The organism is Mesorhizobium sp. B2-4-1, assembly GCF_006442185.1.
In the GTDB taxonomy this organism is placed as follows: Bacteria; Pseudomonadota; Alphaproteobacteria; order Rhizobiales; family Rhizobiaceae; genus Mesorhizobium.
Genome location: NZ_VFVN01000014.1, coordinates 56,884 through 77,724, shown reverse-complemented (window position 1 = coordinate 77,724; position 20,841 = coordinate 56,884). Strand labels below are relative to the sequence as shown.

The 20,841-nt window shown below is 60.6% G+C and carries 24 protein-coding genes and 2 pseudogenes; 13 read left to right on the top strand and 13 right to left on the bottom strand.

What is annotated here, in order from left to right; translation table 11 throughout:
* Positions 1-55 precede the first annotated feature (55 nt).
* Genes FJ949_RS26965 through FJ949_RS26955 form a run of 3 tightly spaced genes read left to right on the top strand, consistent with a single transcriptional unit; the run spans position 56 to position 2,714 of the window.
* On the top strand, positions 56-814 hold the full coding sequence (locus tag FJ949_RS26965; protein ID WP_140500705.1) for an aspartate/glutamate racemase family protein: 759 nt from the start codon (positions 56-58) through the stop codon (positions 812-814).
* 5 nt (positions 815-819) lie between these two features.
* Entirely contained in the window at positions 820-1,482 is a 663-nt protein-coding gene (locus FJ949_RS26960) for an ankyrin repeat domain-containing protein (protein WP_140500704.1), read from the top strand.
* The gene (locus FJ949_RS26955; protein WP_224619935.1) at positions 1,479-2,714 is read left to right on the top strand and encodes a cyanate transporter; all 1,236 of its coding nucleotides are present in this window, start codon (positions 1,479-1,481) and stop codon (positions 2,712-2,714) included. Before FJ949_RS26960 ends, FJ949_RS26955 begins: the two co-directional genes overlap by 4 nt.
* Positions 2,715-3,021: 307 nt before the next feature.
* Here FJ949_RS26955 and FJ949_RS30475 read toward each other — a convergent pair whose 3' ends face one another.
* The 3 genes from FJ949_RS30475 to FJ949_RS26945 form a co-directional block, all read right to left on the bottom strand.
* The gene (locus tag FJ949_RS30475; RefSeq protein ID WP_181165452.1) at positions 3,022-3,165 is read right to left on the bottom strand and encodes a hypothetical protein; all 144 of its coding nucleotides are present in this window, start codon (positions 3,163-3,165) and stop codon (positions 3,022-3,024) included.
* A 50-nt stretch (positions 3,166-3,215) separates the two neighbouring features.
* Positions 3,216-3,677 carry an Rrf2 family transcriptional regulator gene (locus FJ949_RS26950; RefSeq protein ID WP_140500703.1) on the bottom strand — a complete coding sequence of 154 codons (462 nt, stop codon included), beginning with the start codon at positions 3,675-3,677 and terminating at the stop codon, positions 3,216-3,218.
* Positions 3,678-3,738: 61 nt separating this feature from the next.
* Positions 3,739-4,203 carry a group III truncated hemoglobin gene (locus FJ949_RS26945; protein ID WP_140500702.1) on the bottom strand — a complete coding sequence of 155 codons (465 nt, stop codon included), beginning with the start codon at positions 4,201-4,203 and terminating at the stop codon, positions 3,739-3,741.
* Positions 4,204-4,529: 326 nt separating this feature from the next.
* Between FJ949_RS26945 and FJ949_RS26940 the strand changes: the two are divergent.
* The 3 genes and pseudogenes from FJ949_RS26940 to FJ949_RS26930 all read left to right on the top strand — a co-directional run.
* Positions 4,530-4,739: pseudogene (locus tag FJ949_RS26940) on the top strand (transaldolase family protein); the annotation flags it as partial.
* Between the two features lie 256 nt (positions 4,740-4,995).
* On the top strand, positions 4,996-6,531 hold the full coding sequence (locus FJ949_RS26935) for an FAD-dependent oxidoreductase (protein WP_140500701.1): 1,536 nt from the start codon (positions 4,996-4,998) through the stop codon (positions 6,529-6,531).
* A gap of 524 nt (positions 6,532-7,055) precedes the next feature.
* Positions 7,056-7,475 (top strand): universal stress protein, encoded by a 420-nt coding sequence (locus FJ949_RS26930; RefSeq protein ID WP_140500700.1) that lies wholly within the window; start codon positions 7,056-7,058, stop codon positions 7,473-7,475.
* A 204-nt stretch (positions 7,476-7,679) separates the two neighbouring features.
* Here FJ949_RS26930 and FJ949_RS26925 read toward each other — a convergent pair whose 3' ends face one another.
* The 3 genes from FJ949_RS26925 to FJ949_RS26915 form a co-directional block, all read right to left on the bottom strand.
* Complete coding sequence (locus FJ949_RS26925) at positions 7,680-8,300, bottom strand: Tim44/TimA family putative adaptor protein (protein WP_181172172.1); 621 nt, start codon at positions 8,298-8,300, stop codon at positions 7,680-7,682.
* 56 nt (positions 8,301-8,356) lie between these two features.
* Positions 8,357-9,952, bottom strand: a complete 1,596-nt coding sequence (gene ctaD / locus FJ949_RS26920) for a cytochrome c oxidase subunit I (protein ID WP_140500698.1) — start codon at positions 9,950-9,952, stop codon at positions 8,357-8,359.
* Positions 9,953-10,053: 101 nt separating this feature from the next.
* Entirely contained in the window at positions 10,054-10,716 is a 663-nt protein-coding gene (locus FJ949_RS26915; protein WP_140500697.1) for a 5-formyltetrahydrofolate cyclo-ligase, read from the bottom strand.
* A 126-nt stretch (positions 10,717-10,842) separates the two neighbouring features.
* On the opposite strand from FJ949_RS26915, the gene FJ949_RS26910 reads away from it, so the two are divergent.
* Together FJ949_RS26910 and FJ949_RS26905 are read left to right on the top strand one after the other, a co-directional pair.
* Positions 10,843-11,688, top strand: a complete 846-nt coding sequence (locus FJ949_RS26910) for a LysR family transcriptional regulator (RefSeq protein ID WP_140500696.1) — start codon at positions 10,843-10,845, stop codon at positions 11,686-11,688.
* A 71-nt stretch (positions 11,689-11,759) separates the two neighbouring features.
* On the top strand, positions 11,760-12,305 hold the full coding sequence (locus tag FJ949_RS26905) for a DUF488 domain-containing protein (protein ID WP_140500695.1): 546 nt from the start codon (positions 11,760-11,762) through the stop codon (positions 12,303-12,305).
* Here the strand turns inward: FJ949_RS26905 and FJ949_RS26900 are convergent.
* The 4 genes from FJ949_RS26900 to FJ949_RS26885 form a co-directional block, all read right to left on the bottom strand.
* The gene (locus tag FJ949_RS26900) at positions 12,238-12,873 is read right to left on the bottom strand and encodes a nucleoside-diphosphate kinase (protein ID WP_181172173.1); all 636 of its coding nucleotides are present in this window, start codon (positions 12,871-12,873) and stop codon (positions 12,238-12,240) included. The genes FJ949_RS26905 and FJ949_RS26900 overlap by 68 nt on opposite strands.
* Before the next feature lie 161 nt (positions 12,874-13,034).
* Entirely contained in the window at positions 13,035-13,499 is a 465-nt protein-coding gene (rnk, locus tag FJ949_RS26895; RefSeq protein ID WP_140500694.1) for a nucleoside diphosphate kinase regulator, read from the bottom strand.
* Between the two features lie 320 nt (positions 13,500-13,819).
* On the bottom strand, positions 13,820-14,026 hold the full coding sequence (locus tag FJ949_RS26890) for a hypothetical protein (RefSeq protein WP_140500693.1): 207 nt from the start codon (positions 14,024-14,026) through the stop codon (positions 13,820-13,822).
* Between the two features lie 99 nt (positions 14,027-14,125).
* Positions 14,126-14,569: a hypothetical protein gene (locus FJ949_RS26885; protein WP_224646934.1), complete on the bottom strand. Its 444-nt coding sequence runs from the start codon at positions 14,567-14,569 to the stop codon at positions 14,126-14,128.
* A 174-nt stretch (positions 14,570-14,743) separates the two neighbouring features.
* Between FJ949_RS26885 and FJ949_RS26880 the strand changes: the two genes are divergently transcribed.
* From FJ949_RS26880 to FJ949_RS26865, 5 genes are read left to right on the top strand one after another with little or no spacing between them, the layout of a single operon-like run.
* Positions 14,744-15,265, top strand: a complete 522-nt coding sequence (locus tag FJ949_RS26880) for a hypothetical protein (RefSeq protein ID WP_140500692.1) — start codon at positions 14,744-14,746, stop codon at positions 15,263-15,265.
* Between the two features lie 11 nt (positions 15,266-15,276).
* On the top strand, positions 15,277-15,819 hold the full coding sequence (locus FJ949_RS26875; RefSeq protein WP_210239489.1) for a CBS domain-containing protein: 543 nt from the start codon (positions 15,277-15,279) through the stop codon (positions 15,817-15,819).
* Entirely contained in the window at positions 15,765-15,968 is a 204-nt protein-coding gene (locus FJ949_RS30545; RefSeq protein ID WP_140879976.1) for a BON domain-containing protein, read from the top strand. The genes FJ949_RS26875 and FJ949_RS30545 overlap by 55 nt, the downstream gene beginning before the upstream one ends.
* 10 nt (positions 15,969-15,978) lie before the next feature.
* Entirely contained in the window at positions 15,979-16,317 is a 339-nt protein-coding gene (gene fdxA / locus FJ949_RS26870; RefSeq protein WP_140500691.1) for a ferredoxin FdxA, read from the top strand.
* 5 nt (positions 16,318-16,322) lie between these two features.
* Positions 16,323-18,341 carry a hydantoinase/oxoprolinase family protein gene (locus tag FJ949_RS26865; protein ID WP_140500690.1) on the top strand — a complete coding sequence of 673 codons (2,019 nt, stop codon included), beginning with the start codon at positions 16,323-16,325 and terminating at the stop codon, positions 18,339-18,341.
* A 67-nt stretch (positions 18,342-18,408) separates the two neighbouring features.
* Here the strand turns inward: FJ949_RS26865 and FJ949_RS30915 are convergent.
* The 3 genes and pseudogenes from FJ949_RS30915 to FJ949_RS26850 all read right to left on the bottom strand — a co-directional run.
* Positions 18,409-18,661, bottom strand: a pseudogene (locus tag FJ949_RS30915) (zinc-binding dehydrogenase); the annotation flags it as partial.
* 99 nt (positions 18,662-18,760) lie between these two features.
* The gene (locus FJ949_RS26855) at positions 18,761-19,816 is read right to left on the bottom strand and encodes a hybrid-cluster NAD(P)-dependent oxidoreductase (protein ID WP_181172170.1); all 1,056 of its coding nucleotides are present in this window, start codon (positions 19,814-19,816) and stop codon (positions 18,761-18,763) included.
* A gap of 150 nt (positions 19,817-19,966) precedes the next feature.
* Positions 19,967-20,761: a LysR family transcriptional regulator gene (locus tag FJ949_RS26850; protein ID WP_140500688.1), complete on the bottom strand. Its 795-nt coding sequence runs from the start codon at positions 20,759-20,761 to the stop codon at positions 19,967-19,969.
* Between the last annotated feature and the right edge of the window lie 80 nt (positions 20,762-20,841).

Genomic DNA, 20,841 nt, shown 5'->3' with positions numbered 1-20,841 from the left:
TGCGGAACGGCAGCGATGCACGTTCGGCCGGGCGGCGGCTTCAGGAATTTTTCCCATGGTACGCATCGGCATCATCAATCCCAATTCGTCCGCGTCGATGACGGGATCCATCGCCGTCGCGGCGCGGCGAACCGCGCAGGCGGGCACCGAAATCATCGCCATGCAGAACGACAGCGGCCCGGCTTCTATCGAAGGCGCGATCGATGGCGCGAAGGCGGTCCCAGGTCTTCTCGACCGTATCGAAGGGGCCGAGCGCAGTGACGCCGTGGACGCCTATATCATCGCCTGCTTCGACGATACCGGACTCGACGCCGCGCGGATGCTGACGCGCAAGCCGGTCATCGGCATAGGCGAGGCTGCCGCCCGTGTCGCCAGCATCGTGGCGAGGCGCTTCACGGTGATTACCACCTTGCCGGTTTCCGTTCCCATTCTCGAGGACAATCTGGTTCGCTACGGCCTTTCGCCATTCGCCACCGTGCGGGCGAGCGGCATTCCCGTCCTGGCGCTGGAAGCTAATGGCGAGGCGGCCTTGTCGATCATCAGCGAAGAAATCCAGGAGGCGCTGCGGGTCGATCGCGCCGACGCCATCGTGCTTGGCTGCGCCGGCATGTCGGATATGGCGCGGCGACTGGCCAGCCTTCACGGTGTCCCGGTCGTCGAAGGGGTGTCGGCGGCTGTCAGGCTCGCGGAATTGCTCGTCGGCCTGGAGCTCCGTCCCAGGCAGGATGCTTTCGCCACCTCTCGGCGGAGCATGACGGCTTCGCTCGCCGCAGCAACCCGCTCGGCTTCCACGCACAGCGTGTCGGGGGGCTGATGCCGATGATCGAGCGCAGACTTTTGCTGGGCGTCATCGTCGCCTGCATTCCATCGATAGCGTTGGGGCAGAACATGAATGAGACAAGGCTTCACTCGGCTGCGGCAAATGACGATGTCTCCATGATCAAGATGCTTGTTTCCGAGGGGGCCCGGATCGACGCGCGCGACGAGAACGGCCGCACGGCTCTTCTCGTCGCGACCCACGGCAACAAGGTCAGCGCTGCCAGGACTCTCATCGAGGCTGGCGCGGACGTCAACGCCAAGGACGATATCCAGGATAGTCCATATCTCTACGCCGGCGCGCGCGGGCATCTCGAAATCCTGAAGATGACGCTTGCGCACGGCGCCGACCTGAAGAGCACCAATCGCTATGGCGGTACCGCGCTCATTCCGGCTGCCGAACGCGGACATGTCGAGACCGTCGGCGCGCTGATCGATGCCGGCATTGATGTCGATCACGTCAACAAGCTCGGCTGGACCGCGTTGCTGGAGGCCATCATCCTCGGCGATGGCGGGCAGCGTCATGTCGAGATCGTGAGGCGGCTGATCGAGGCCGGCGCCAACGTCAATCTCGCCGACAAGGACGGGGCGACACCGCTGCGGCACGCGCGCAGGAACGGCTATGCGCAGATGATAACCCTGCTGGTGCAAGCGGGCGCCAGATGAACAGCGCGAAAATGTCGATGACCGCGCAGCCTGCAACCGACAGGCAATGGACGCTGCTTGCCCTCGTCGTGCTAATCGGGATCAACCTGCGTCCCTTTCTGACGGCGCCGGGACCGATATTGGCCGATATCGTGGCCGACACCGGGATGGGCTATGGCAGCCTGGCCATGCTGACGCTGTTGCCGATGCTGCTGATGGGCCTCGGTGCGTTCGTTGCACCGGGCATCCAGGCGGCCGTCGGAACGCGCCGGGGCCTGCTCGCGGCGCTAACGGTGCTGACAGCGGGCTCGCTGCTCAGGCTTGTCGTGCCCGGCGGCCTGTCGTTGATCCTGACGGCGGCACTTTGCGGGGCGGGGGTGGCCTTCATCCAGGCCGCGTTTCCGGGGATCATCAAGGCAAAGTTCCCGACCAGCACACCCGCCGTGACCGGCCTCTATTCCTGCATGATCATGGGCGGTGGGGCGCTCGGCGCACGTCTGGCGCCCCTGCTCGTCAACAACGGATACGACTGGCGGGCAGCCCTTGCCTGGCTCGCGGCTCCCGCCGCCATTGCGCTGTGCGCGGCATTCCGCGTCCTGTCCGACGCCAAGGCTTCAAGACCCGATCGCGCCTTGACCGGTTTTCTGCTTCGCCGCCCACGGACCTGGGTTCTGATGGCGGCCTTCGGCCTGGTCAACTCCGGCTATTCCTCTATGGTCGCCTGGCTTGCGCCCTACTACCAGGCGCAAGGATGGAGCAGTGCCGCCAGCGGCAATCTTGTGGCCGTGATGGCCATTTGCCAGGCGGCTTCGGCCCTGGTGCTGCCTGTCCTGGCGCGTCGAGGCATCGACCGCCGTCCCTGGCTCTGGCTGACGCTGCTGCTGCAGGCGGCGGGCTTTGCCGGACTTGCGGTTTTTCCCGCACTGTCGCCCCTTCTGTGGGTGGGGATATGCGGGGCCGGTCTTGGCGGAAGCTTCTCGCTTGCAATCGTCACGGCGCTCGATCATCTGCCGCGCCCGGAGCAGGCGGGCGCGCTGGCTGCGCTGATGCAGGGCGGCGGTTTTCTGATCGCCGCGCTTGGTCCATTCGCCACCGCGCTCCTGCATGGCTGGAGCGGGAGCTTCAGCAGCGGATGGATCATGCATCTCGGCTGCGTGACCGTCACAGCGTTTCTCTATCTGCACTTCAACCCAAAACGGTACGCCGACGTCATGAGGGGCTCGGAACAAGAGCAGTGCGAAATGGTAGTTTAACGAAGCGGAATGCAAGTTCTGAACTCAATGACGACGTACGTCTCCGCGGGGTGAGCAGCAGGCGCTTGCGCCGCATCTCGGCCGTGGAGATCGGCTCTGCCGGATCATCGGGGCCGGGCTGGCGCAGACGACGATATACCTCCTGCAGCTCATCGTCGCCGGCTATGCGCTGTCCAAGCGCCCGCCGGTCGCGCGCTCTGTACTTCCCCTCCTCGGCCGACAGTTCTCCATCCGCCAAATCGCAATTGGGGTTGCAGGCGCCCAGACAACAGCCGGGCCGATAAAGTCACACGCCATCGTTGCGAAACTACACAAACATCATCACGATGATCGCTCCGATAACTATCAGGACAAGCCCACCGATAAGCATCGGCAGCAGAGTGTTGTCCGGGTCGATATCAGAATCAATGTCCTTTGTGACCTGTTGATCATTCTTCTTTGGTTCAGCCATGGCCCATCTCACATCCGAGCAAAAACAGCGCGCGTCGAAGCCGCGCAACATTATACGGTCTTGCGTGTCGCCCCGGTGCGAACGGGTGGTATCTGACCGCCGAGGAAGTCTTCGGGCATCAGTGTGATGTCGGCGAGCGTGTAGCGGTCAAGGACGTTCAGGAAGGAGGCTGTCGCTTCGTCAAACATGCCTGAAAGCTTGCAGGAGGCGGTTAGCACACATAGGTTTCCGGTCGCGAAACATTCGACCAGCGCGAAATCCGGCTCGGTTAACCGCACGACATCGCCAATCCGGATCATCTCAGGCCGGCGCCCGAGAATGAGACCACCGGAACGGCCGCGGATTGCCTTCATATAGCCGCCACGGGTCAGGGTGTTGGCGACCTTGTTCAGATGCGTCTTCGACACGTTGAAGGTGCGGGCAACCTCCTCGATCGTTATAAGCCGGCTACCGGCGGCGGCAGTGTACATCAGCATCCGCAATGCATAATCCGAAAAGCTGGTCAGCCGCATGAATCACGGCTCCCTGTCGATCGCTGTGCATTGTAGGAACCACTCACAAACCGGTCGTGCATCACAAGTCTCTCTCGACGATAGGTTCGATGCCGATCGTGGTCTCGCCGCGGTTGAAGGCGATCGCGAGACGGAAACTGTGAGCAATTCGCAGCGCGCGATCCATAAAAAGCGTCGCCACCTCGGCCGGGCAAATGCGACGCACCGTTGTCCGAAACAATATTAGCCAGCGACGGAAATGCGCCGCGCCGAGGCCGGCTATGACCAGGTGCGGCGGCAGTGGCCTGCCGTCGTATCGGGATGTCCGAAGTAGAGTAGCGGACCAGAAGTCACACATCTTCGCCAGATGCTGCGGCCATTTATCTGGCTCGATCCGATCGTGGAAAATGGGACCGAGAAGGTCATCACGGCGAATTTCGTCATAAAACCCGTGGACTACACCGCGGATCATTGCCTCGTCGAGTATGTTGGGCAATGGCACGCCGTCGACCACGATTGTTCTCTTGCTTCGACCGTTCGCGGTCATTCCGAAGCTCCTGTTTTCTCCGACGCAAGCTGGCTGAAGCCTTGGTTCGCTCTTCGATGTGATCCTCTATATAAGATATATTGTCAATCTATCTTATTGCGTGGCAAGACGCCGTGATGCCGCACCAGAAATGGGTCTGTCCGACCAAGCGGCGAATGACGAGCCCTTAATCCTAGGCATTTCCGAACTGCCTGGACATCACCCCAGGCCCGAGGCCGGAAGTATCTAAATTGGCGGGGAATTCCCGATGTGGCTCAGTTTCGAGAGTCGCCAACGCCTCATCAGATGACCGTGCCAGCCGGAGTCGCTCCCGAACCTGAAGTGCGATCTACGACAACGGCAAATCCTTCACGACGGAAATCCTGGCGTCCTCAATTCGCACTCCACTCCATGTCAAACAGGCGGCGATCGCAGGCGCGGATGTCGCGACCGTACCACCAGCGATACTCAGAAACCTCGCCAGACATCCACTCACCGACAAGGGCCTCAAGTCGTTTCTTGCCGACTGGGGAAAGACTGGGCAGGCGATCTTGTAGTTGTGCGCAGTGGAATCGCGGAGGGAAAGCCATCATGAAAACTGCACTCAACTATCGATTAAATTCGTTTGCATGATGTCCGCGAGAGCGGGAGACTGCGGTCTGAGCCACTCAGCCCAGTACATGACGCAGTCGGAATGTCGGCGCGGATAATGCTGAGAATCTGAAGGCGCACTAGCCAGGCAGAAGGTACCCCGAAGCAGTGTGCCGCCTCGCCGCACGAGCGGTTTTGACACGGATCGCCAAGGACGAGAATATGGCTGAAGCTGATACCAAATCAAACGGACCGGATCTGGTCCAGGGGATCGCGCTGTCCGACCTTCCCGATGGCGGAAAGCTTGTCGGCCATTGCGGCGACGAGCAGGTGTTGCTGGTGCGCCGCGGGGCCGAGATCTTCGCCATCGGCGCGACATGCACACATTACGGCGGGCCGCTCGGTGACGGTCTTGTGGTGTCGGATTCCATTCGATGTCCGTGGCACCACGCTTGCTTCGATCTGCGCACAGGCGAGGCCTTGCGAGCGCCTGCCTTCAATCCACTCGCTTGCTGGTCGGTGGAACAGCGCGATGGGCGGATATTCGTGGGCGAGAAACTCAAACGGACGGCGCCGAAGCCGCGCGGCGGAAGCGCGGGCGGGGTCCCCGAGAAAGTCGTCATTGTCGGCGGCGGCGCGGCCGGTTTCGCGGCGGCCGAAATGCTGCGGCGAGAGCAGTACCAGGGCAGCATCGTCATGATCAGCGACGACCATGCGCCGCCCGTCGACCGGCCGAATCTCTCCAAGGACTACCTCGCAGGGAAGGCTCCGGAGGATTGGATTCCGCTGCGCGGCCAGAAATTCTATTCAAAAAACAACATCGACCTGCGTCTCGATACGAAGGCCGTCGATATCGACCTGCGTTCTCGCGAGGTCATTCTGGCTGACGGAAGCAGGATTCCTTACGATAGACTGCTACTTGCCACGGGGGCCGAACCGGTGCGCCTCTCCATCCCCGGCGCGGATCAGCCACATGTTCACACGCTGCGCTCGCTTGCAGATTGCAAGGTGATCATCGAGCGAGCCACGACTGCGCGCCGCGCCATCGTGCTTGGCGCCAGTTTCATTGGCTTGGAAGTTGCCGCAGCGCTGCGCGCGCGCAATATCGAAGTTCATGTCGTGGCGCCGGATAAACGACCCATGGAACGGGCCCTCGGTCCGCAAATGGGTGACTTCATCCGCGCACTCCATGAGGAGCATGGAGTCGTGTTCCATCTCGAGGACACCGCGAGCAGCATCGACGGCAACAAAGTGAAACTAAGCAGTGGCAACATGTTGACGGCGGATTTCGTCGTCGCCGGCGTCGGCGTGCGTCCGCGGACCGGGCTTGCCGAAAGGGCGGGGCTCACTCTTGACCGCGGCGTCGCCGTAAATGCCTTTCTGGAGACGAGCGCACCGGACATATTCGCGGCCGGCGACATTGCGCGGTGGCCGGATCCTCACACTGGCGAGAACATTCGGGTCGAGCATTGGGTGGTTGCAGAGAGGCAGGGGCAAACCGCGGCCCTGAACATGCTCGGCCATCGCGAGAAATTCGCGGCCGTGCCGTTCTTCTGGAGCCAGCACTACGACGTTCCCATCAACTATGTCGGCCATGCCGGGCAATGGGACGAGATTGCTGTCGATGGAGACATCGGTGCCAGGGACTGCCTGCTGCGCTTCAAGCGCGAAGGGCGCACGCTGGCTGTCGCTTCGATCTTCCGTGACATCGAAAGTCTAGGGGCGGAGATGGAAATGGAGCGCCAAATGGCAAGGTAGCAAGCGCTCTTGGGCACCGCGATCCGTAGAGAGCGCAACCCGTATGGCGCAGCGGTGCGTCGCTGTGACTGAAAGGAGTTCGACTTATGTCCACAGTGCAACAGGAACCGAGCACCACCAACGGATTGGACGCGGTTCATTCAAAGATCGTCAAGTTCGCTACCGGTGTGGCCAGGGAAGCGTCCGATGAGGCGCCGACCTCGGTCGAAATCTTTTCGGACAGGGGCCGCTGGTACTGCAGGGTCCGTCGCGGCGATGAAAAGACTCGGCCAATGGGTCCCTATTCCAAACAACAGGCTGAGCGGATCCAAGAGGCTCGGAGACTGTTGATTGCCAAAAGAGGCACCGCTCGGATCATGTTCGAGTAGGGAGGACATTCACGATCACGTCGGCCGGCGTACTTCTCACCACAACCATCGTTCATCATCGACTTTTTTGAAACTGTGCAGGTAGACCTCCGGCTTTGAGGGTTGTCGCGTTGTGAAGCCGCGTTGCGCGGCAGGGTGTCTGTTGACGTTTTCCCCTTGGCCAAGCCGGCATCGTCGCAGCGTCGCCCGAGGGCGCCTCTTCTGGCAATTTTCGTCGTTCCACCCGACCTCGGTAGCCTGATCCTTCAGGCAGGACGGCCTGTCTTCGTCGCCTCGACCAGCCAGGAAAATTTCCGCATCAACAAGATTCTTGTCGGATGGAAGGATAGGCGTGAAGCCAAGCGCGCGGTTACCGATGCCGTGCCCCTTTTTCAAATGGCTCAGGAGGCTGGTATAATCACGATCGAGGATGCCGCGACCGATGAAACCTGGAACAGCCTGAACAATATCGTCGCCTTCCTTTCGAGCCACGGCGTAAGGGCGAAGGCTGACGTGTTTCCGGAAAGATCTGATGGTGGATCAATCGCTGATGTGGCCGATGCGATGCATGCGGATCTGACCATATCCGGCGCCTGAGGCTACAGCAGGTTCAGGGAGTGGATCTTTGGCGGTGCTACCCGCTCGCGGCTTGAGAATGATCGACTGAACCGGTCATGCCGATTTGATCGTGATACACAAATCGTGGATGCACATTGTCAAAAGCTGAAATTCCGCGCGGCTCGAGCGCTCCGGGTTGACCTGACAAGGCTGTCAGGCAGGCATCGGATGAGCATGCACTCGTTACTCGCCTTCCGTGGCTATCAACATCCAATTGCGCTTTGTTGACGGGGTGTCACAGGCGAACGTCCACGTATCGATCACCTCAACGATCTGCTGGGGATCGCCGGCGACGATCGCATCGTTGGCCGAGCGTGTAACGCTGACCACGTCGGAAACGAAGCGAACGGCAATCTCAGCGGTGCCGTTCTCCGCAAGAGCGTCGACGACCTTTGCTTCCTTCGTGCCAATGAAGGTGAGTTGCAGCATCTCCCCCCGATCCCGGCGGCCGGCAATCGCTCGTCCGAAGATATCGAGCACTTCCGGCCCGACGAGACGCTTCAACGTTGGGATGTCGCTGTCCGCATACGCGCGCAGGATAGCTTCATAAGCCATATTGGCACCGGTCAGAAACGCGGCAAGGTCGAAAGTTGGGTCGATCTCTCGGATCGCATTCAAGCGTGTGTCCGTATAGGATATATCGTCGATACTGCCGGTTCGCTGCTCTGTCGGCGCATCGTCCTGCTTGGCCTTGTCGTTGCCCGAGCGCGGCAGAGTTTGGCCCCAACTGCCCAGCAATGCCCAATAAAACGCTATGATCGCCACGAGCAGGATCTGGTTGTTTGGATCTGTGGTTTCGTTCATGACGTTCTCCCGACAGAATGTCGAAGCAGGCGCCGGTTCGGAACCGGAGCTGAATTTCAGGCAACGCGCGGCAGCTTCTCCCATTGATGGAAGGGCGGCGGCGATGGCAGTTGCCATTCCAGCGTGGTCGCCCCTTCGCCCCAAGGATTGGCGCTTGCTGGGCGTCTGCGGCTGAAGGCCTCGGCAACCGCGATGAAGAAAACGACGAGCCCGGCCGTTGAGATGTAGGAACCGATCGACGAGACGAAATTCCAGCCGGCAAAAGCATCGGGATAGTCGGCGTAACGTCGCGGCATGCCGGCCATGCCCAGAAAATGCTGCGGGAAAAAGACGAGGTTGACGCCGATGAACATCAGCCAGAAATGCAGCTTGCCGAGCGTTTCGCTGTACATGTAGCCGGTCATCTTCGGGAACCAGTAGTAGAAGCCGGCAAAGATCGCGAAGACCGCCCCCAAAGACAGCACATAGTGGAAGTGAGCGATCACGAAATAAGTGTCGTGGTACACGCGATCGATACCGGGGTTCGCAACCATGATGCCAGTGACGCCACCAATGGTGAACAGCAGGACGAAGCCGAGAGCCCACATCATGGGTGTCTTGAACTCTATCGATCCTCCCCACATGGTCGCCAGCCACGAAAACACCTTCACGCCGGTTGGAACGGCGATGACCATCGATGCGAAGGCGAAGTAGCGCTGCGTGTCGACCGACAGGCCGGTCGTATACATATGATGCGCCCAGACGACAAAGCCGATCGCGCCGATTGCCACCATTGCATAGGCCATGCCGAGATAGCCGAAGATCGGCTTCTTGGCGAAGGTTGAGATGACGTGGCTGATGATGCCGAAGCCAGGCAGGATCATGATGTAGACTTCGGGATGGCCGAAGAACCAGAACAGATGCTGGTAGAGGATCGGATCACCGCCGCCGGACGGCGAAAAGAAGGTCGTCCCGAAATTGCGATCGGTCAACAGCATGGTGACCGCGCCGGCGAGCACCGGCAGCGACATGAGAAGCATGAAGGCGGTGACCAGCATCGACCAGGCGAACAGAGGCATCTTGTGCATGGTCATGCCGGGTGCGCGCATGTTGAAGATGGTCGTGATGAAGTTGATCGCGCCGAGGATCGAGGAGGCCCCCGAAAGGTGGATAGACAGAATAACGAGGTCGACGGCGGGACCTGGCTGGCCATCCGTCGAATAAGGCGGATAGAGCGTCCAGCCGCCGCCATGGCCGAGCGTACCGGGCGCTCCCGGAACGAACATCGAGGTGATGAAGAGGATGAATGACACCACCAGCAGCCAGAACGAGGTGTTGTTCAAGCGGGGGAAAGCCATGTCGGGCGCGCCAATCATGATTGGCACCATCCAGTTGCCGAAGCCACCAATCAGCGCCGGCATGAGCACGAAAAAGATCATGACCAGCCCATGGGCACTGACGACGACATTGTAGACGCCCGGATCGCCAAATATCTGCAAACCCGGTTCCTGCAACTCCATGCGGATCAACACGGAAAGCGCCGTACCGAAGACGCCTGCCATGATCGAGAACAGCAGGTAAAGCGTTCCGATATCCTTGTGGTTGGTCGAAAACAGCCATCGGACGAGAAACCGGGGCTTGTGACCATCCAAGGTCGAGGCTGGATTGGACATGATGTGCTTCCTGCTCTCCACTGCCGGCAGGCAGACGGGCTCAACGATGGACGATCCCCGCGATCCGCCATCACACGAGGCCAGCTCTTGCCCGCGTTTATTCATTCATCCGTGACGACCACATCCATCGGAATGTCGTGCGGTTGCGGATAGATGGTTCGGATCCTGCTGCGGGCGTAACCGACGCCGACGACGAGAGGCCGCCTGGGCGCCGCGGCCAGGGTCCGGTCGAAGAAGCCGCCGCCATAACCCAGGCGATAGTTAGCCTCGTCGAAACCGACAACGGGCGCGATGACCACATCCGGTTGGACCGATGGCCCGTGTGGCGGGACAAGAATATTCCAGATGCCGCGTTCCAGCGGATCTCCGGGTCGCCAGACGCGAAACTCCAGCGGCCAACCTTTTTTTATGACGACCGGCAACGCGATCCGACCGCCGCGCTCAATCACCTTTATCGCCCAGTTGCGGAGGTCGGGCTCACCGCGGAACGGCCAATAGCCGCTGACGATCCGCCCGCTCACCCGACCGACGGCCAGGTCGAGAACGGAAGCGATGCGTAAAGACCTCGCATTGCGTTCCTCGGCGTCGATCGCGAGACGCTCATCGATCAGGCGCTTGCGTTCCGCCTTGCGCCATCGACAGACATCGGGCCATGCGTCCTGAACGGCCGGCTCGGTGCCGTACCCCGGAACAAGCTCATGCATAAAGCATGGTGGAGAGGCGTATTCTCTCGTCTCCGGACATACATCCTCGTGATCAGACATCGCACGCTCCATATCCGTTACAGCGGAGACCCTCGCCTACGTGGACGTTGCGCTGCGTAAAACAGGAAGGCAAACGGAATTAAATGCTGTATTGATGCAAGATTATTGCACTAATCGGGAACCAGCATGGACATCGACCGCGCGCGCACGTTTTTGGAAATCGTCCATTCCGGCAGCTTTCTGAGAGCTGCCGACCGACTCCACGTCACCCAGACCACTGTCAGCGCGCGGATACGCACGTTGGAGGAAGAGCTCGGACGTCAGCTCTTTGTCCGCAATCGCAATGGTGCGCAGTTGACGCAGGCGGGCCGGGAGTTCGAGCGGTTCGCGCAATCATTCGTGCAAATCTGGGAACGAGCACGCCACCAGCTCGCCATCCCATCGGGACGGACAAGCGTCGTTGCCCTGGGCGGGGAGCTCAGCCTGTGGAACCCGCTGCTGCTCGATTGGCTGGTCTGGATGAAGAAGGCCAGGCCGGAAATCGCCATCCAAGCCCAGGTCGGCGTGCCGGACCAGCTCCTCGAGCAGCTCAGGACTGGCGTTCTCGACATCGCGGTGCTCTATGCGCCGAAGCTGCTGTCAGGCTTCAGGGTGGAGCTGCTCGTTGAGGAACAACTCGTCCTGGTTCGGAGCACGGACAGAGACTCGGAGTTGGACGCCTCAAGGGACTATGTCTATGTCGATTGGGGGCCGCTGTTTGCGGCCCAACATGGCGCCAGTTCCTCTGCCTTCGGCGAGCCGGGATTAATGGTCGGCCTTGGTCCGCTTGGGCTGAGCTACATTCTGCGCGCCGGCGGAATGGGCTATTTCCGTAGGGGCGCGGCAGCGCCCCATATCGAGGCCGGGCAGCTGGAGGTCGTGGAGGGCGCGCCGGAATTCACCTATCCGGCCTATGCAGTCTATCCGGATGCAAGCGCATCGCGAACCGACGTACAGGAGGCGCTACGTGGATTGAAGCAGGTGGTGAAATGACCGTGTTCTGTCAGTTCCAAATCACTGATCATGCGGCCGGAAAGAAATCCACCGCCATGGATTGATCGAACATGCCTTATCCGTTCCACACCATCGGCCACTCGACCCGGCCGACCGCCGAATTCGTCGCCCTGTTGCGGGTTGGCGAGATTACCCTGGTGGTCGACATAAGGACCATCCGGCGATCGCGGACCAACCCGCAATTCAACAGCGAAACGCTGCCGGACAGCCTTGCGGATTTCGCGATCGGATATGAGCATATTGCCGAGCTTGGCGGCCTGCGCGGCAGGGCGCACGCCATTCCACCGACGCTCAACGCATTCTGGCTCAACCAGAGTTTTCACAACTACGCCGACTACGCGCTGTCAGCGGAGTTTCATGGCGGTCTGGAGCGGCTTGTGTCCCTTGGCAGGCAGCAGCGGTGCGCCATCATGTGCTCGGAAACGCTTTGGTGGCGTTGCCACAGAAGAATCGTCGCGGACTATCTGATCAGTCGTGGCGAGTCCGTTTTTCATCTGATGGGCCATGACAAGGTCGAGCCGGCGAAGCTCACCGACGGTGTGGAGGCAAGGCTCGACGGAACGCTTGTCTACCCGCTTTCCCAGCGTTCTGGATAGTCGAGGCCTCAGGCGGCCGACGGCCCGGGTCGTCGAACCCGTCGTTGAAAGCCGCCATGACGCTGTTTTCCGCTTTGGGTTGTGACTCATCAGAGTGATGGGCGACGCGCAAAACCGGTCCGTTCGGTCGCCACGGGTCCGGCGCTGCATCCCCCGCCAGCTCCAATCTCTCCCGCCTTGCCGCTTCCGGCTGGTAGACCACTTCATGCACAGTCAGCGTTTCATGGCCGCCCTGCGCGGTCGGAATGGACATGGACTGACCTTCGGCCAGACCAAGCAGCGCCAGGCCGCGCGGGTTGGTGATCGGCAAAAGCATGCCAACCAGACCGCGCATCTCGTCATGTGCGACGATGCGGGTCTCGGCAGGGCCGTCGTTTACACGATAGGTCACTCGGGTGCTGAGCGTCACGACCGTTGGCGGAATGTCTTCTCGAAACATCACGATTGCGCTCGAAATCTTCCGTTGAAGGACAACGGACAAGGCATCGCCGCGGGGATGGCGCTCTTGCATCACTTCAAGAATCGTGAAGTCCTTGGTGGTCAGTTGACAGCTATCGATAGTGGGCATGGTGCGTCTCCAAGACGGACCCGTGAAAGGGTTCCGGCGTCAAGCATTTGATCGGATGTGGAAGCTACCCCTGTGCCGGACCAGGACAGGCCGGCGCAGGGGTCACACTCCCGCGATCAGGCTGCCTGCGTGATTGAGGAGACGGATGGAAACGCCCATGTCTAGGCGTCTGCCGGGATCGCCGAAGACGCTGGTGCGCGCCGATCGACTGCATCGCCTTCCGCAGCGGGTTGGCCTACGGCAAGCACCGACAGTTCGTGCCGGCGCCCATCGCGCGCTGTCCACATGATCGACTGTCCGGCCGAGAGGCCGATCAGGGCCGTGCCGATCGGCGTGAGGACTGAAACCTTGCCTTCGGAGATGTCCGCGTCGCCAGGAAAAACCAGCGTGACTGTTTTGGCATTGCCAGTATCGGGCTTGAATGTCACCGTCGAACCCATCTGGACGGTGCCGGCGGAGACCCAATCATCGGCGACGATACGTGCCCGCTCGAGTTCGGCGAGCAGTTCATCGGAGGCCTCCGGATTGCGCGCGGCCACGGTGCTCGCAACCGCCGACAGACGCGCATGGTCTGACTGTGAGATGCGGATGTTCGGCTTGCGCCGCGTTTTCGTGTTGTCTTGCATTTGAATACTCGTGCTTCCGCTCGGACCAGCCGCCACGGAGGGTGCCGGAATCGAGCCAATTCGTGAAAATCTTGATGGAACGCCAATGCTCCGGAGGCTTGAGGTCCTGCGGAACCATCCCATGTGGGTAATCGCACCGCCCCTCGGCTCGGGGCACGCATGGCAGCCGAGCCGGGGGCTACATTCCCGCTATGGGGCAAACCCGGAAAAGAAAATCGCGACGAATTCTGACTGCGGCGTTCATAGGACCATAGTTGGTGAAGCAATCCGGGAAGTCAAGTCAGCCACCTCGGTGCAGTTTGGCGGGTATCAATCCTAAACTAGTCAGAGCGGGCGCCAAGCAACGTTCTTATCACCAGCTCTCTTCCGGCCCGGTTTATCCCGGTCCCGCTGGGTCTTTCTTCAGCCAGCCCGAGAAAGACAAGACGTTCGGCCAAGGCTTTCGATAGAGATGGGTAGGGTCCGCGGTTCATTCGCTTGAGTGCCGTCTGCTCCTCCTTGGTGAGATCGTCCCAGATAACTGTCATGAGAGCCATCTCCCTTGTGTGCACTATCAAGCCGATGCCGATCCTGGATTGTCCAGCGACGGGCTGCGACCATGAATTCATTGGGCCCCGAAGTCTTGCTTATGGAACGGCATCTGTTCCGACAATGCCGCCTTCATTCTCCAGAACGCCGATCCGCTTGACTTCCGAGCGGTTGAGCTTCAGGCGAACGCCAATACCGCCGCCGTTCTCGGCAATGAAAACGGCGCCGGCGCTTTCAAGCGCGGTTTGCAGCGTGTCGCAGATATCTCGGTCAGGAAGGTTGATCCGGCGCTCGAATTCTTCGATGACCAGCGCATCCACGCCTGAATTGCCGGCGAGCTTTTCACGGGTCCATTCGACCAGTGCGCGAGCGGCACGGCATTGAGCACCAGTGATCATCCTCAAAATCTCCTTCTGGATCGCTTTGGGAGCGATTGCCGCCTGCTGAAACCCGGGACGCTGGGGGCGACGGCCGCGTCCGTAAAAAATGCATATCGAATCCGAAAAGGAAAGGGTTGCGCCCCTCACCGCGATCGAAATCATGATGCAAAATAATTGTGCTGAAACGGCAATAAATTTCGTTTGTCTTGCAGATAAGGATGAGTGAAGCTCGTGCGTAGCGAAACGACAGATTGGGTGCCAGCCAGCAGGTCTCAACGCTAGGGGACTGTTTGGCGATATCGCGCGAAGGGCACCTTGGGCTCGGCAATGACAATAATGGACAGGCTTGAACACGATTTCGGCAGTATCCTTTCTGGCCCGGACATTCGGCGTCATGTCGTCGGTCGAATGGTATCTGCCAATCGCCCTGACGCAGATGACGGCATCCCAATCGTACCTGTGGATGACAATGCTCTCAAAACCCGGCTGCGCGAGGAACTGCTCCTGCAAGCACGGACCCGGCTGCCGATCACCTATGCAAGACTGGCCAAGAGCATGGTTGGTTCGCAAGCAACAGGCGTGATCCAGGGTGCACTCGAACAACTGATGGACGACGATGCGGACGAAGGCCTGCCATTGCTTGCGGCCGTTGCCGTGAACGCGCTCGATCCTGGTTTGCCCGCTCCCTGGTTCTTCCACAAAGCCGAGGACATGGGGCTGTTCGCTGGCGATCCGGCCGATCTGGAAGCGTACGCTTTCCATGCAAGGGAGTTTTGTCGCGCGATCCATCTCCATGCTGGCAACGGGCAAGGCTCTGGAACGACCTTGCCGCCGGTACTGCCGCCTGCAGGCCGGTGAAGGAGAACGAAATGCTGATCGCCAAGGACGTCATGACGTCGCCGGCCATCGCGGTAGGGCCTGACAGTACGGTGGACGAGGTCGCCGATATTCTTCTGTCGCACGGGATCAGCGCCGTGCCGGTGATCGATCGAGGTGCGCTGCTGGGCATCGTCAGTGAAGGAGACCTGATCCGCCGGGCGGAGATCGGAACAGCACCGCAGGGTCGTTCCTGGTGGCTTCATTTATTCACCAACAACGCGGTTCAGGCGGAAGACTATGTCAAATCTCATTCCGATCATGTGATCGACGTCATGACACAGCAGGTTGCGACGGTGGTCGAGAGTACGCCAGTCGCCGAGATCGCAACCCTGCTTGAGCACAATCGGATCAAGCGTGTCCCAGTGCTGCGCGACGGGCAGGTGGTGGGATCGTCAGTCGCGCTAATCTGGTGCGAGCGCTGGTCATTGCCAGGAAAGGGTGGCGCGCTCCGGCCTTGCATGACGACAGCAGCATCAGGATGGAGATTGTCGATGCCTTGCGATCCGAATCGTGGCCCTCGAGTTCGGACGTGATCGTGAACAACGGCGTGGTCACCCTGTGGGGAACGTATCTGTCGGAGCAGGAGCGGAAAGCCTCGATCGTCCTGGCTGAAAACACCGCTGGCGTGCGGGCTATCGATGACCATCGCATTCCCTTCGATATGACCTACGGCTTGGTCTGAAGGCCACCGAATGACATTCGTGGTCACCGACAATTGCATCAAATGCAAATACATGGACTGCGTGGAAGTCTGCCCGGTGGACTGCTTCTACGAAGGCGAGAACATGCTCGTCATCCATCCCGATGAATGCATCGACTGCGGCGTCTGCGAGCCGGAATGCCCGGCGAAGGCCATTTTTCCCGATACCGAGCCTGGTCTCGAGGATTGGCTCGCGCTGAACGCCGAGTATGCGTCTGTGTGGCCCAATATTGCGATCAAGCGCGATCCACCCGCCGACGCCAAGGCGTTCGACGGCGAAGCGGACAAGCTCGCGAAATATTTTTCGCCGGAACCTGGGTCGGGTGACTGATCAAAATGAACGCATGTGCGCACCAGCCGTCGCCACTTTATCTGGGCATTGACACTGGCGGCACGTACACCGATGCCGTGCTGTGGTCGGAATCCACAGGCATCGTGGCCAAGGCCAAGTCGCTGACCACGCGACACGATCTTGCCGAGGGCATCGCCGGCGCCGCAGACGCTGTTTTGTCCGAGGCAGTCATCGAGCCCAGCGCGATCAAGCTCGTCTCGATGTCGACCACGCTGGCCACCAACGCCCTCGTCGAAGGGCAGGGCGGGCGGGTCGCGCTGGTGATGATCGGCTTCACTGAAGCCGACCTTGCCCGGAACGGATTGTCAAAAGCCCTCGGCTCCGATCCCGTGATCTTTTGCCCGGGCGGACATGACGTCCACGGAGATCCGCGTGAGCTGGTGCTCGACGCTCTCGTGGCTGCGCTGCCGTTTCTCGCCGACACAGTTTCAGGCGTCGCCGTGGCCTCCTATTTTGCCGTTCGCAATCCCGAACACGAAATCGCGGTACGTGACGTCATCCGCGAGCGCACCGGGCTCCCGGTGACCTGTTCGCATGAATTGTCGTCGAAACTCGGCGGCCCGCGTCGGGCGCTGACCACGCTTCTCAACGCCCGGTTGATCTCGATGATCGATCGCCTTGTCGACGCCACCGAGAGCTTTCTGGCAAGACGCGGGATCGTCGCTCCGCTCATGGTCGTGCGTGGCGACGGCGCGCTCATTACCGCAGAATTCGCCCGCGCTCGGCCAATCGAGACCATTCTGTCAGGACCAGCGGCAAGCCTGGTGGGGGCGCGGTACATGACCGGCATCGATGATGCGGTGGTGTCCGACATCGGCGGCACCACCACCGACATCGCAGTCCTGGACGGCGGCCGCCTGCGGCTCGATCCGGAAGGCGCCACCGTCGGCGGAATGCGAACCATGGTGGAAGCCGTCGCCATGCGCACCTTTGGCCTTGGTGGGGATTCGGAAGTTTCGCTTCATGAGCAGTCGTTGGCTTCGACGATCGTGCTCGGGCCCCGGCGGCTGGTACCGCTCGCGCTCGCCGCGGTGAAACACGGCGATGCCATATACCAAGGTCTCAAGCGGCAATTGCTCAGTCCCAACACCAGCCGACTGGACGGCCGCTTCGCATTGCGCACAGGCGTGCCCGAACGTCTAGCCGCAGGCCTGACGGTTACCGAGACGCGGCTCTATGCTGACATTTCGGCAATTCCCGCCGCGCTCGACCGGTTGCTCGTATCGACGTCACAGGTCGCGACGCTCAATCGCCTCGTCGCACGTGGCCTGGTGCATATCGTCGGCTTCACGCCATCCGATGCAGCCCATGTGCTCGGCCGGCAAGGGAACTGGGATCCTGTCGCGGCTCGACTGGGCGCCGAATTGTTCTCACGCAAGCGCGACGGCCAGGGGCATCGTGTCGCCAAAGGCGCAGAAGCGTTTTCCGAGATGGTTCTTGCCGCCGTCACCCGGCGTTCTGCCGAAGTAATTCTTGAATCGGTATTTGCCGAGGACGGGCTGGAGGGCGGCGTCTCCGTTGCCAACCCGCTGGTTCAGCGGGCGGTTGGCGGGCGAGGCGGCATGGCGCGGCTGTCGATCGCGCTCGACCGGCCGGTGATCGGCCTCGGGGCGTCGGCTTCGCTGCACTTTGCCGGGCTGCCGCAATTGATCGGCAATGAATGCAGCATTGCCGAACACGCCGATGTCGCAAATGCGTTGGGCGCCGTGGTTGGACAGGTGCGAATGTCAGCGGAAGCGCGCGTCAGCCAACCGGAGATCGGGCTTTTCCGTCTCAATTCCGGCGAGCGGCTGGACGACTATGATACCGAGGACGAGGCGATGGCCGCAGCCGAAGCCCACATTCGAGTCTTGGCGGCAGGTCTTGCCGAGCGCGCCGGGACCGATCAGGCTCGGATCGAGATCGCACGCGACATAAGAGTTGCTACAATCGAAGGCGAGCGCAGTTTCGTGGAAGCCATCGTCGTCGCGACAGCCACCGGGCGGCCGCGAATCGCGTCGTGACATGCACGCGTTGTTGTGGTGGAGCGTTGTCGAGTGACAATGCTCTGACAGTATTTTTTCCTGAGGCGGCGATCGCCTCGTCGAGATCGCGACCTTGCCAATGTTCATCCGCAGCCGCCCGTTCCGCACCTGCTGGACGATCTCGCTCAACTGGCCACGACCGGACTCGACGATGAAATCGACCGCCAAGCCATCCGCGGGCTGCGCCTCGGCTGGTCCGACGACGGTCACCAGCATACCTCGCCCCGGATCAGGGCTGCAGACCGCTTCTGGATGTCGCCACCGATGACGTCGAACACCAGATCGATGCTGCCGATGTCTTATCTCTCACGCGAATTGGCCGTCGGTTCGGTGCCTTCCACGACAATATCGGTACTGAATTGCTTTGTGATTTGCACGGCCGCGGTGTGCGCCTGCAGCTACAAGTCTATCGACACCGCTCCCATGGGATGAGTGCAGCAGGCGAGCACATATCCGGCGTCCTTCTCCTGTGCGCTGAGTCCGCCGAAATTAGCCATTTCCACGTCGCCGCTGACCTTCAGCACACGACAGGTCCCACAAATCCCTTGCTGGCAAGCGCTTGGCAGGTACAGACCAACGCTCCGAGCGATTTCGAGCAGGGTCTGTGTCGAACGGCATTGGTGGGTGACACCTGTGCGAGCAAAACGCACGGAAGCGGCCTGGGCTGTTTGCAATACCGGTGCAGGCTCCAACAGGCCGCCAAAGCTCTCCTCATGATACCGACCAGGATCCAAGCCGATGCTGTTGAGGGCGTTCCGGACTGCGTTCATGTAAGGCTCGGGCCCACAGGCATAAACGGTGCGCTCCCTAATGTCGGGAGCAAACTTCAGCAACATGGACTCACCAACCGATCCAGTTGGACCGGCCCAATTATGCACAGCTTCGGCGCAGACGACATGGACGTGAAAATTGCGATGGTCCCGTGCCAGGTTGTCAAGCTCGTCACCGAAGATGATGTCCTTCGGCGAGCGTGCGCTATGAATGAAGCAGACATCCTTGTCGGAGCCACTGTCGGCGAGCGTGCGCAGCATCGACATCACCGGTGTTATGCCGCTGCCGCCGGAGAGGAAAAGCGGCCGGTCGCTCCGCAGGTCATCCCAGTTGAAGCTGCCGGACGGGCCGTCGACCTCTATTTCGCTTCCCTGTTCGAGATTGTCATGCAGCCAATTGGAAGCGAGGCCGCCGGGGACGCGCTTGACGGTTATCCTGAGGTCTCCCACCCGGGTTGGCGGCGAAGAGATCGAGTAAGTCCGGACGGCCGGAGCGCCGTCGATCACGAGGTTCAGAGTGATAAACTGCCCGGCTTTGAACTGGCCGGCCTGCCCGCGCTTTGGACAAAAGACGAAGGTCTTCACGTCGTGCGTCTCCTGAACGATGCCGCGACAGATCAGCGTGTGACGTCCGCTGACGCGGTCGGATCGGCAGGAGGGAGCGAAAGAAACGAGGGCGTTCATCATCTGGCTCCCATTAAGGGGCCAAGAATGCCAGCAGGCCTACGTTCGATACAGGAGGAACCTCAAACATCTATGATCGACAATATCGATCAACCTTCCAGCGACATGACCGCAAGATGAAGCGCGCGAATGCCTTTCTTTATGATTGGCTCATGCCGGCGTCGCGCGAGATTGCGGTGTAGACGGGCTGATGCAGAGTTGGAGCACCTTCCACAATGTGGGAGGGTTGCTCGGCGGCGAAGCGACGCGCATCGTCGGCGCGCATGTAGCAGGTGCCGCCTGCGCCCTCAGCATATTGTCGGCCAGCGTTTCGGAGCCCATCGAAAGCCGGCACGCAGTCAGATTTGGCAACGCCTCGGCATGAGCCTTCTCGAGCGCAACGGTGTAACCCGGCCGGATGTAATTGTCCGGGCTTACATCGCTAAGCCGGCGTGCCTTGGTCGAGACCATTGTATATTCCTCGACCATCAGTTGGTCATATGTGATCTCGGGCAGGTAGCGTGGAGCATAAACAACAGCAATATCGAGGTTTCCCAGGCTCAGATCAGATATCATCTGCGGCGAGTAGTCGGATTCGACATGGATCGAGGACCGCGGCAAGACTTGCAGCAGCATTTCCAACCAACCAGGCAGGATCGAGCGGGTCATTCCAACCTGGGCAGCGACCCGAAGGCTGCCTTCGAATCTGTTAAAGGCGCGCACGTCGTGACGGGCCTGGGACCAGGTCGACAGCATTGACCGCGCGTAAACCTCAAACCGCCGCCCTGCCGCGGTCGGCTCGGCACCGGCGCGGCCGCGATGGAAGAGTTCGGACCCCACGGCGGCCTCCAGGTTCTTGACACGGGTGCTGACCGTCGATTGCGTCAGTCCGAGGCGCTCCGCCGACCGGTTGAAGTTTCGCGATTCAATGATGTCGAGAAACGTTTCTATTTGTTCCAACTGCATAGGCGAGCCATCGATTTTTGCGATCGTATCTAGCTGTTCATACGCTTGATCCGTGCACTATCAAAGCGGAAGTTCGGTGC